This is a genomic window from Bradyrhizobium sediminis, assembly GCF_018736105.1.
Classification (GTDB): domain Bacteria; phylum Pseudomonadota; class Alphaproteobacteria; order Rhizobiales; family Xanthobacteraceae; genus Bradyrhizobium.
In genome coordinates this window covers 3,607,459-3,618,660 of the sequence record NZ_CP076135.1, presented here as the reverse complement: position 1 = coordinate 3,618,660, position 11,202 = coordinate 3,607,459, and the positions used below count along the sequence as shown (strand labels likewise).

Sequence of the window (11,202 nt, the reverse complement as noted above, 5' to 3'; positions counted from 1 at the left end):
CCGGGGTTTTGCATTCCTGTGTAGTCGCCTTGAGTGGCTGGACTTAGAAGTCCATGCCGCCCATGCCGCCGCCCGGGGGCATGCCGCCGCCGGCCGGAGAGTTCTTCTTCGGCAGTTCGGCGATCATGGCTTCGGTGGTGATCAAGAGAGCCGCAACCGAGGCTGCGTTCTGGATCGCCGCGCGAACCACCTTGGTCGGGTCGATGATGCCCTTGGTGACCAGGTTGCCGTATTCGCCGTTCTGCGAGTCGAAGCCGTAGGCGTACTGATCCTTCTCGAGGATCTTGCCGACGATGACGGAGCCGTCTTCGCCCGCGTTGATTGCGATCTGGCGGGCCGGCGCGGACAGCGCCTTGCGCACGATCTCGACGCCGGTCTTCTGGTCGTCGTTCTGGGTCTTGATGCGCTTGAGCTGCTCGGAGGCGCGCAGCAGAGCGACGCCGCCGCCCGGCACGATGCCTTCTTCGACCGCCGCACGGGTCGCATGCATCGCGTCATCAACGCGATCCTTGCGCTCCTTGACCTCGACCTCGGTCGCGCCGCCGACGCGGATCACCGCGACGCCGCCGGCGAGCTTGGCCAGACGCTCCTGCAGCTTCTCGCGGTCGTAGTCCGAGGTGGTTTCCTCGATCTGTGCCTTGATCTGATGCACGCGGGCTTCGATGTCGGCCTTCTTGCCGGCGCCGTTGACGATGGTGGTGTTCTCCTTGTCGATCATCACCTTCTTGGCGCGGCCGAGCATCTGCAGGGTCACGTTCTCCATCTTGATGCCGAGGTCTTCCGAGATCGCCTGGCCGCCGGTCAGGACAGCGATGTCCTGCAGCATGGCCTTGCGGCGATCGCCGAAGCCCGGCGCCTTGACGGCGGCAACCTTGAGGCCGCCACGCAGACGGTTGACGACGAGGGTGGCGAGAGCTTCGCCTTCGACGTCTTCCGCGACGATGACGAGCGGCTTGCCGGTCTGCACCACGGCTTCCAGCAGCGGAAGCAGTTCGTTCAGGTTGGAGAGCTTCTTCTCGTTGATCAGGATGTAGGCGTCGTCGAATTCGACGCGCATCTTGTCGGCGTTGGTGACGAAGTAGGGCGAGATGTAGCCGCGGTCGAACTGCATGCCTTCGACGACGTCGAGTTCGGTCTCGAGCGACTTGGCTTCTTCAACCGTGATGACGCCCTCGTTGCCGACCTTCTTCATGGCGTCGGCGAGGAACTTGCCGATTTCGGAGTCGCCGTTGGCGGAGATGGTGCCGACCTGGGCGATTTCCTCGTTCGAGGTGACCTTCTTGGAGTTCTTGACGAGGTCGGCGACCACGGCTTCGACAGCCAGATCGATACCGCGCTTCAGGTCCATCGGGTTCATGCCGGCGGCAACCGACTTGGCGCCTTCACGGACGATCGCAGCCGCGAGCACGGTCGCGGTGGTGGTGCCGTCGCCGGCAGCATCCGCCGACTTCGAGGCCACTTCGCGCACCATCTGGGCGCCCATGTTCTCGAACTTGTCCTCGAGCTCGATCTCCTTGGCGACGGTGACGCCGTCCTTGGTGATGCGGGGAGCGCCGAACGACTTGTCGAGCACGACGTTGCGGCCCTTGGGGCCGAGCGTGACCTTCACCGCGTTGGCGAGGATGTCGACGCCGCGCAGCATGCGATCGCGGGCATCAACGCCGAATTTGACTTCTTTAGCTGACATTTATTTGTCTCCGTTTGAACTGGATCCTCATCCTGAGGAGCCCGGAGGGCGTCTCGAAGGATGAGATGAGTTGAGCATGGGGCTCATCCTTCGAGACGCCGGCTGCGCCGGCTCCTCAGGATGAGGGAACGGACGCGGCTTACGCGGCCTTCTTCTTGGTGGCGGGAACGTCGGTGAGGACGCCCATGATGTCGCTTTCCTTCATGATCAGCAGTTCCTGACCATCGAGCTTGACCTCGGTGCCGGACCATTTGCCGAACAGCACGCGGTCGCCGACCTTGAGGTCGATCGGGATCAGCTTGCCGGCTTCGTCGCGGCCGCCCGGGCCGACGGCGGTGATTTCGCCCTGCGAGGGCTTTTCCTTGGCACTGTCCGGAATGATGATGCCGCCTGCGGTCTTCTCTTCGGCGTCGATGCGCTTGACCACGACGCGGTCGTGAAGCGGACGGAATTTCATGCAGTCCTCCTAAGATTTTGAAGATGTTAGAGTTTTTAAAAAATTAGCAGTCCCGTCCAGCGAGTGCCAGCGGGGCGCTCTGGACATAGGGCTGGTTTGTTGCGGGGACAAGGGCTTCTAGCAGAAAAACTGGCACTCAAATATGGCGCCTGCCAAAATCGTTCATCATCATTAATTCCGGCGGCCAAACCGGCGAAAGCCATATTAGCACATGCGGTAAGCTGCTGCTAACGCGGCCTTTTTCAACAAATCGTTAAACATTTAGGCTTGTGATGGGCGGGTCGCGTGCGTCACATTTCTCTCATGTGAGCGCATCTCCGCCGGGGTGGCTCCGGTTGGTGGCCACCACGTGAATGCGCTCCAGCAATGGAGGTTGGCATGGTTTCGCGGGTTGGAGTTGTTTCCGACGACTTTCGGAAGCAGGTGCTGGGTTACGGGCTGACGACGGCGCAGATCCTGTATCGGATGCCGGATCATCCGTCGCTGCTGCAGACCTACGTCTGGCAGAACTACGATCTGTTTCCGAAATTTCCGGCGCTGAAGGATTTCCTCGTCTTCTGGCAGGAGAGGCTCGAAGGCCCGCTGTTCTCGGTCACGGTGGCGCATTCCAAGCTGATCAAGCCCGCCGAGCTGCGCGCCGTCGACGGCGTGTTCCGGCTGCATTGACACGGGGCAGGGTGGGCGCGGCGCGAGCGCGCTTTGGCCCACCCCGCGAAGCCCAAATTGTGCTAGCCTCTTTCCTCCATTCGGAAAGGGAGAGCACCAATGGCCCAGAAGAAGCCGAAATCGCGCGCCGCGTCGAAGACCGCCGCGTTGAAGAAATCGCCGGCGCGCAAGACCGCCGCCAAGAAGACAGCGGCCAAATCCACCGCGCGAAAAACCATCAAGGCCAAGGACCGCAAGACCAAGGCGCGCGCGGTGCCTGCCGCCAAGCGCGCCCGCCCGAAGCAGCGCGTCGCCGTCAGCCATCATCGTGAAGAAGATTTCAAGGCCGATGGCTTGCGCGCCTATGCGAAATACCGCGATCTCGGCTTCGCCGATGCGACCCAGGGCCTGGCGCAGGCGCATGTGATCCGGCTGGTCGGACCGTGCGATCCCGATGAGGTTTCGAAACTGCACTTCCACGATGTCGAATTCCAGATGGTCTATGTCCTCAAAGGTTGGGTGAAGACCTACATGGAGGGACAGGGCGAGACCCTGATGGAGGAGGGCAGCGCCTGGATCCAACCACCCCGCATCAAGCACCTGATCATGGATTATTCCGACGACGTCGAACTGCTGGAAGTGATCCTGCCGGCGGAGTTCGATACCGTCGAACTGACGGCGTAAGCCGTCATTCCGGGGCGGCGCGAAGCGTCGAACCTCAGATGTGCAATGGCACATCGGGGAATCTCGAGATTCCGGGTTCAGCCCGGAGCCTGTCATCGGGCGGCGCGAAAGCGCCGACCCGTTGGGGCTGCCCCGGAATGACGACAACTAATTCAACACCCCGACGATCGCGCCCATCAGGCAGGTCGTCAGCGTGCCCGACACGATCGACTTCAGGCCGAGCGCATTGATCTCGCCGCGGCGCTCCGGCGCCATGGTGCCGAGGCCGCCGATCATGATGCCGAGGCTGCCGAAGTTGGCGAAGCCGCACATCGCGTAAAGCATGATCAGCCGGGAGCGGGGATCGAGCGCGTCGGGGCCGAGCTTCGACAGATCGACATAGGCGATCAGCTCGTTCAGCGCGGTCTTGATTCCCATCAGGCTGCCGGCGGTGACCGCCTGCGGCCACGGCAGGCCCATCAGCCAGCACACCGGCGCCATGACATAGCCGAGCACCCGCTGCATCGAGATCTCGGCGCCGCCGATGGTGGGCAACAGGCCGAGGATGGCGTTGGCGAGATAGACCAGCGCCACCAGCACGATCAGCATCGCGATGATGTTGAGCAGGAGTTCGAGCCCGGCGGTGGTGCCCTTGACGATCGCGTCCATGGTGGAGGAGGCGTGGATGTCGGGATCGATCAGCCCGCCGCCGGTGCGCTTGTCCGAGGTCTCCGGCACCATGATCAGGCTGATCAGGATCGCCGCGGGCGCGCCGAGCACCGAGGCGATGACGAAATGCACCGCGGCATCCGGGATCAGCGGCGCCAGCAGGGTGGCGTACAGCACCAGCACGGTGCCGGCGATGCCGGCCATGCCGCCGGTCATCACCAGAAAAAGTTCGCTGCGCGTCAGCCGCGCCAGATAGGGCCGGATGAACAGCGGCGCTTCGACCATGCCGAGGAAAATATTGGCGGCGGTGGAGAGCCCGACCGCGCCGCCGACCCGAAGCGTGCGCTCCAGCAGCCACGCCATGCCGCGCACGACCGGCGGCAGGATCCTCCAGTAGAACAACAGCGTGGTGAGCACGCTCATGACCAGCACGACCGGCAGCGCCTGGAACGCCAGGATGAAGGCGGCGCCCGGCGCCTTCGGGTCGAACGGCAGCGCGGCCCCGCCGAGATAGCCGAACACGAAGGAGGTCCCGGCGCGGGATGCTGCGGAGACGGCGCCGACGGCGTCGTTGATGACGCCGAAGCCATGCGCCACGAACGGCAGCTTGATCAGCGCCAGTGCGGTGAGAAAGGTCACGGCGAGCCCGATCGCCGCCTGCCGCAGCGACACCGCGCGGCGGTTCTCGCCGAACGCCCACGCGATCAGAAGCAGCGCCAACACGCCGAACGCCGATTGCAGCTGCAGCATGATTCCCCCGCGGCCCCGGGGGGATTATGGGGGCAGGGCCGTCAGGTGTGCAATGCCGTTGGTTAGTGTGTCATTGCGAGCAATGACGGGGTGAGCGCGCTGCTTACCCCCGCCCCACGAACGGCATCTTCGTCGCCATGACCGTCATGAACAGCACGTTGGCGTCGAGCGGCAGCCCGGCCATGTAGGCCACGGCGTCGCCGACCGCCTTGGCGTCCATCCGCGGCTCCGGGATCTTGCGGCCGTCGGGCTGCAGCACGCCGGCGACCATGCGGTCGGTCATCGGGGTCGCGGCGTTGCCGATGTCGACCTGACCGACCGCGATGTCGTACATGCGGCCGTCGAGATTGGTCGCCTTGGTCAGGCCGGTGATGGCGTGCTTGGTGGAGGTATAGGCCGCCGAGAACGGCCGCGGTGCGTGCGCCGAGATCGAGCCGTTGTTGATGATGCGGCCGCCGCGCGGGGTCTGGTCCTTCATGATCCGGAACGCATGCTGCGTGCACAAAAACGGCCCGGTCAGATTGGTGTTCACCACCGCCTGCCATTGCTCGAGGCTCAGATCCTCGAAGTTCACCGGCGGCGCGCCCATACCGGCATTGTTGAAGAGCACGTCGAGCCGGCCGTAGGTGTCCATCACCTTGGCGAACAGCGCTGCGATCGAGCCGGGATCGGTCATGTCGGCGGACACGCACAGGCTCTTGCCGACATTGTCGCCGAGCTTTTTGGTTTCTTCCAGCATTTCCATGCGGCGTCCGGTGAGCACCACCGTGAAGCCCGCGTTCATCAGCGCCAGCGACGCCGCGCGTCCGACGCCGGTGCCTGCGCCCGTCACCACTGCAATCTTGTCGGCCATTGGTTTCCTGCCCTTGTGTTTTATGTTTTTGCGTCTGGTTCGGTCTTGTAGGGTGGTCTCGGAATATTCTGGTGCGCCGCGCGCAGCGCCGCCGACCAGCGCGAGCGCAAATCGTGGAAATACGGCTCGCCCGCCTCGATGCGGTGATTGAGATCGGCGTCGCAGACGTCGGCGCGCACCACCAGCACGTCGATCGGCAGGCCGACGCCGAGATTGGAGCGCATGGTCGAGTCCATCGAGATCAGGCTGGTCTTGAGCGCCTCGTAGAGTTCGACGTCATAATGCATGGCGCGGTCGAGCACCGGCTTGCCGTATTTGTGCTCGCCGATCTGCAAATAGGGCGTGTCGGTGGTGCATTCGATGAAGTTGCCGGCCGGGTACACCATGAACAGCCGCATCCGCGAGCCCTTGATCTGGCCGCCGAACAGGAACGAGACGTCGAAATTGATGTCCTCGGACTTCAGCGCGACGCCTTCTGTGGCGTGCACCGCGCGGATCGCCCGGCCGATGCGCTGCGCGGCCTGGAACATGGTCGGCGCGTTCATCAGCGTCTCGATCTCGCCGGTGTGCGGGTCTTCCAGACCCTCGGTCAGGGTCGACAGCACCGACTGGCTGATCGCGAGATTGCCGGCGCTGGCGATCGCCATGATGCGCTCGCCAGGCTTGTTGAAGATGTGGAGCTTGCGAAAGGTCGAGACGTTGTCGAGCCCGGCATTGGTGCGGGTGTCGGCGATCATCACCAGCCCGTCCCGCACCAGCACTCCGCAACAATAGGTCATTCCCAGTCCCCGGAACCATCCGCGATGATCGACGGGAAACGTGTAGCCAATTTCAGGGGGCCATCCAACCCCAATTCCCCTTCATTCCCCTTGGCGCAGCCATCCCCGAACGGGTAGAAGACCACGGTTCAATCCGAAGCGGGGCGGCCATGCGAAAACCAGTTGTGATCGGCGGCATGATCGTGGCCGCGCAAATTTGGGGTATCTCGGCCGCCTGCGCAGGCCCCTGGGAAGACGGCATGGCGGCCTATAACCGCGGCGATTACGTGCCGGCGATCCGGCTGTTCCGTCCGCTCGCCGAGACCGGCAACGCCAGGGCGCAGCACCTGGTCGGTGTGATGTACCAGAAGGGGCAGGGCGTCGCGCGCAACTCGGCCCGCGCCTTCATGTGGCTCAGCCTCGCCGCCAGGCGCGGCGACGCCAGGGCCAAGGCGGAGCTGCAGCAGGTATCGCAAGCCATGAGCCCGCAGGAAATTTCACAGGCGAGCGAAATGGCGCAGGCCTGCGAGACGTCGAATTACCGGGCTTGCGAGTATTGAGGGCGGAGTCAATTCGCGGTGCTCTGGTTGGCTCGCGCGTTTCAAAACCGGGAAGGCCGTGGCTCCTGAGGGCTAGGCGGCGGCCACGTCGCCATCGACGTCCTTTTCCGTGGCCGTCTTGTTGCGGCCGGACTGTTTCGCTTGATAGAGCGCGCGGTCGCAGCGCTCGATCATGGCCTCTGCCGATTCTGCCATCCGGAATTGCGCGACGCCGATTGAAACCGTGACGCTCGATATCTCTTCGCCGGTGGCGCGTCGGGTCAGCCGCGCTTCCGAAATGCGGCGGCGAATGCGTTCAGCCACCGCTACACAAGAAGTGAGGTCGGTTCCCGGAAGTACTGCGATCAGCTCCTCGCCGCCGTAGCGAGCCGCATGATCGACGTCACGGACGTTGTCCTGCATCACCTTGGCCACCAGCCGGAGAACCTGATCCCCGACCTGGTGTCCGAAGCTGTCGTTGAATTTCTTGAAATGATCGATGTCGATCATCAGGGTGCTGAGCGGCTCGCCCGTCTCCATCGCGGCAATCAAAGCCGATCGAAAGAACTCATCCAGCGAACGCCGGTTGGCCAGCCCGGTGAGTTCATCGGTGTTCGAGCGTTGCTCTGCGAGCTTCAGCGAGTCGCGGATCTTGTCCAGTTCGTGCGACGTCTCGGCGAAATTGGCCTCCAAAGCCGAGGCCCGCGTCGTCGCCTTTGACAATTCGGTTACCAGCTTTTCGATGATCGATCTCGGATCGCTGGTTGTCTCGACTTGTGACGAGACCTCGCCGAGCGCCTCGATCTGTGTGCGATTGTCGGAAATGGCTGCCGCAAGGAATTGCCTGGCGCTGGATATCACCCCTTGCAGCTGTTCGGGAAAATCACCGGCGGCGGTACCGGCATTGGACTGCGGGTTGACATAGGTCACGTAGAGTTCGTGATTGATCGCGGAATCGAATTTGCGTTTGTTGCCGATCAGAATATCGATGGTCTTTCTAAGCGCCGGCGAGGTGCCCATCGCATAGTTGAACCAGACCGCGAAATTGTTAGGCGTTGCAGGTACAGATTGTAGCGACATCGACCGGATCGCGCGGTCCGCAACAGTGGTTGCATATTCCACATCCATGTCGTTGAGGATGTCGTCTGCCATGAGTTGGTGCCAGCGATTCAGCGGAATGCCGCCTGTATCTAAGGCAACCGAATTAAACTTTCACTAATCCTTTGCCGGCAGGCAATTCAGATGCCGGGTCTTGCATCTCGTTCGCAAATATCGTTGCTCGCGCTCTGGAAAGGACTGCGTGGTCCCTCGAACTCTCTTCGTTCGCGGTTGAAATGCATGTGGGCAGGCGCTTGAGGCCGTGTCCCGGGCGTCGTGCCGCTCAATGGAGCATCAGCATCGCCGAATGATTGTTCTTGTTGGCAAGCCAGATCAGCACGTAATTTTCCGTGCAGGCTTTATTTGGAAATGACTCTGTCCGCGCTTGTGTCGTACGGTCAGGCAATGCGCATCTGGGGCCACCAATGGGCGGCCTGCCAATGCCACGCTTCAGGAGAGCTTCGATGGGTCTAACACGTCTGGCGATCAATCGCCGCACCGCGCTGATGACCTCGGCTGCGATTGCCGCAAATGTCCTCAATCCGATGCGGGCGTTTGCGCAGGAAACGCCGCGCAAGGGCGGCGTGTTCAACGTTCACTATGGCGCCGAACAGCGCCAGCTCAACCCCAGCATTCAGGCATCCACCGGCGTCTACATCATCTCGGGCAAGATCCAGGAAAATCTGGTCGATCTCGACGCCAACGGCAAACCCGTCGGCGTTCTCGCGGAAAGCTGGGAGGCCTCGCCTGACGGCAAGACCGTCACCTTCAAGCTGCGCAAGGGCGTCACCTGGCACGACGGCAAGCCTTTCACGTCGGCGGATGTCGAATTTACCGCGATGCAGATGTGGAAGAAGATCCTGAACTACGGCTCGACGCTGCAGCTGTTTCTCACCGCGGTCGACACGCCCGACCCGCAGACCGCCATCTTTCGTTACGAGCGGCCGATGCCGCTCAACCTGTTGCTGCGGGCGCTGCCGGACCTCGGCTATATCTCGGCCAAGCATCTCTATGAGTCCGGCGATATCAGGCAGAACCCAACCAATCTCGCTCCCGTCGGCACCGGTCCCTTCAAGTTCGTCAAGTATGAGCGCGGCCAATACGTCATCGCCGACCGCAATCCGGACTACTGGCGCCCCAACGCACCCTATCTCGACCGCATCGTCTGGCGCGTCATCACCGATCGCGCGGCGGCGGCAGCGCAGATGGAGGCCGGCGAACTGCACTACAGCCCGTTCTCAGGGCTCACCATTTCGGACTTGGCGCGGCTGGCCAAGGACAAACGCTTCGTCGTCTCGACCAAGGGCAACGAGGGCAATGCCCGGACCAACACCCTCGAGTTCAATTTCCGCCGCAAGGAACTCTCCGACATCCGCGTCCGCCGCGCCATCGCGCACGCCATCAACGTGCCGTTCTTCATCGACAATTTCCTCGGCGATTTCGCCAAGCTCGGAACCGGGCCGATCCCGTCGACTTCGACGGATTTCTATCCGGGGGCCAACACGCCGCAATATCCCTACGACAAGGCCAAGGCGGCGGCGCTGCTAGACGAGGCCGGATACAAGTCCGGCGCGGGCGGAACCCGCTTCTCGCTGCGCCTGCTGCCGGCGCCGTGGGGCGAGGATATCTCGCTGTGGTCGACCTTCATCCAGCAATCGCTGTCCGAAGTCGGCATCACCGTCGAAATCGTGCGCAACGACGGCGGCGGCTTCCTCAAGCAGGTCTATGGCGAGCACGCCTTCGATCTGGCGACCGGATGGCACCAGTATCGCAACGACCCGGCGGTCTCGACCACGGTGTGGTACCGCTCCGGCCAGCCCAAGGGCGCGCCCTGGACCAACCAGTGGGGATGGGAAGACAAGACCGTGGACAAGACCATCGATGACGCGGCGACCGAAATCGATCCGGTCAAGCGCAAGGCGCTCTATGCCGAGTTCGTCAAGGAGGTGAACACGGAGCTGCCGGTCTGGATGCCGATCGAGCAGATTTTCGTGACCACTATCATCGCGAAGGCGCGCAATCACTCCAATACGCCGCGCTGGGGGTCGTCGAGCTGGCACGATCTTTGGCTTTCCGCGTGACGTAAACTCCGAAAAGATGTCCCGATGCGCATCTTGAGACTGGCGGGGCGGCGCCTGGCCGCCTCGATCCCGACATTGGCCCTGATCCTGATCGGCGTATTTCTGCTGCTGCAGTTCGCGCCCGGCGACACCGTCGACGCCATGATGGCCCAGATGGGCGGCGGCGACGCCGCCACCGCGCGGGAACTGCGGAAATTCTACGGCCTCGATCTTTCTATACCGGCGCAGCTTGGCAACTACCTCTGGCGGCTGATCCGGCTCGATCTCGGCTTCTCCTCGATCTATGGCAAGCCGGTCGCGTCCGTCATTCTGGAACGGCTGCCGCCGACCATCCTGCTGATGACGGCGTCGCTGTCGTTCGCCTTCTTCTTCGGGATCGTGTTCGGTGTCATTGCCGCGCGCGGCGTCAACAAATGGCCCGACACGGTGATTTCAATCCTTGGCCTGATCTTCTACGCCACCCCGTCATTCTGGTTCGGGCTGATGGCGATCGTGGTGTTCTCGATCTATCTGCAGTGGCTGCCGGCCGGCGGCTTCGAGGACATCGGCGCGCTGCAGACCGGCATCTGGCGCACCCTCGATATCGCCCGCCATCTCGTTCTGCCCACTCTGACGCTCGGGCTGATCTTCCTGGCAATTTATCTCCGCATCATGCGCGCATCGATGCTCGAAGTCCTCAATCTCGACTATGTCCGGACCGCGCGCGCCAAGGGGCTTGACGAGACGCGGGTGGTGATCCGCCATGTACTGCGCAACGCGCTGTTGCCCATGGTGACGCTGATCGGACTGCAGGCCGGAACGATGCTGGGCGGCTCGGTGGTGGTCGAGAGCGTGTTTTCGCTGCCCGGCCTCGGCCGTCTCGCTTACGAATCCGTGGTGCAGCGCGATCTCAATACGCTTCTAGGTATCGTTTTTGTCTCGGCGCTGCTCGTTATCACCGTGAATTTCGCCGTCGACCTGATCTACGCGCGGCTCGATCCGCGCATCGCGGCCGAGGGTTAG

At 62.8% G+C, this 11,202-nt stretch carries 11 protein-coding genes; 5 read left to right on the top strand and 6 right to left on the bottom strand.

Going from position 1 to position 11,202, the window contains the following annotated elements:
- Positions 1-43 precede the first annotated feature (43 nt).
- Positions 44-1,687, bottom strand: a complete 1,644-nt coding sequence (gene groL / locus KMZ68_RS17435; protein WP_215612440.1) for a chaperonin GroEL — start codon at positions 1,685-1,687, stop codon at positions 44-46.
- 139 nt (positions 1,688-1,826) lie between these two features.
- Positions 1,827-2,144 carry a co-chaperone GroES gene (locus tag KMZ68_RS17430; protein ID WP_027539690.1) on the bottom strand — a complete coding sequence of 106 codons (318 nt, stop codon included), beginning with the start codon at positions 2,142-2,144 and terminating at the stop codon, positions 1,827-1,829.
- A gap of 378 nt (positions 2,145-2,522) precedes the next feature.
- On the opposite strand from KMZ68_RS17430, the gene KMZ68_RS17425 reads away from it, so the two are divergent.
- The gene (locus KMZ68_RS17425) at positions 2,523-2,810 is read left to right on the top strand and encodes an usg protein (protein WP_215612439.1); all 288 of its coding nucleotides are present in this window, start codon (positions 2,523-2,525) and stop codon (positions 2,808-2,810) included.
- 99 nt (positions 2,811-2,909) lie between these two features.
- The gene (locus KMZ68_RS17420; protein WP_215612438.1) at positions 2,910-3,473 is read left to right on the top strand and encodes a cupin domain-containing protein; all 564 of its coding nucleotides are present in this window, start codon (positions 2,910-2,912) and stop codon (positions 3,471-3,473) included.
- A 147-nt stretch (positions 3,474-3,620) separates the two neighbouring features.
- Here KMZ68_RS17420 and KMZ68_RS17415 read toward each other — a convergent pair whose 3' ends face one another.
- From KMZ68_RS17415 to KMZ68_RS17405, 3 genes are all read right to left on the bottom strand, one after another.
- Entirely contained in the window at positions 3,621-4,871 is a 1,251-nt protein-coding gene (locus tag KMZ68_RS17415; RefSeq protein ID WP_215612437.1) for a NupC/NupG family nucleoside CNT transporter, read from the bottom strand.
- Positions 4,872-4,974: 103 nt separating this feature from the next.
- Positions 4,975-5,724 (bottom strand): SDR family oxidoreductase, encoded by a 750-nt coding sequence (locus KMZ68_RS17410; protein WP_215612436.1) that lies wholly within the window; start codon positions 5,722-5,724, stop codon positions 4,975-4,977.
- Between the two features lie 20 nt (positions 5,725-5,744).
- Positions 5,745-6,503 (bottom strand): proteasome-type protease, encoded by a 759-nt coding sequence (locus tag KMZ68_RS17405; RefSeq protein WP_215606080.1) that lies wholly within the window; start codon positions 6,501-6,503, stop codon positions 5,745-5,747.
- 149 nt (positions 6,504-6,652) lie between these two features.
- On the opposite strand from KMZ68_RS17405, the gene KMZ68_RS17400 reads away from it, so the two are divergent.
- Complete coding sequence (locus tag KMZ68_RS17400) at positions 6,653-7,042, top strand: tetratricopeptide repeat protein (protein WP_215612435.1); 390 nt, start codon at positions 6,653-6,655, stop codon at positions 7,040-7,042.
- Positions 7,043-7,114: 72 nt separating this feature from the next.
- Here KMZ68_RS17400 and KMZ68_RS17395 read toward each other — a convergent pair whose 3' ends face one another.
- The gene (locus KMZ68_RS17395; RefSeq protein WP_215616376.1) at positions 7,115-8,101 is read right to left on the bottom strand and encodes a GGDEF domain-containing protein; all 987 of its coding nucleotides are present in this window, start codon (positions 8,099-8,101) and stop codon (positions 7,115-7,117) included.
- Positions 8,102-8,583: 482 nt separating this feature from the next.
- Between KMZ68_RS17395 and KMZ68_RS17390 the strand changes: the two genes are divergently transcribed.
- Together KMZ68_RS17390 and KMZ68_RS17385 are read left to right on the top strand one after the other, a co-directional pair.
- Positions 8,584-10,200: an ABC transporter substrate-binding protein gene (locus KMZ68_RS17390; RefSeq protein ID WP_215612434.1), complete on the top strand. Its 1,617-nt coding sequence runs from the start codon at positions 8,584-8,586 to the stop codon at positions 10,198-10,200.
- Positions 10,201-10,224: 24 nt separating this feature from the next.
- A complete protein-coding gene (locus KMZ68_RS17385) occupies positions 10,225-11,202 on the top strand; it encodes an ABC transporter permease (RefSeq protein WP_215612433.1) in 978 nt (325 codons plus the stop codon).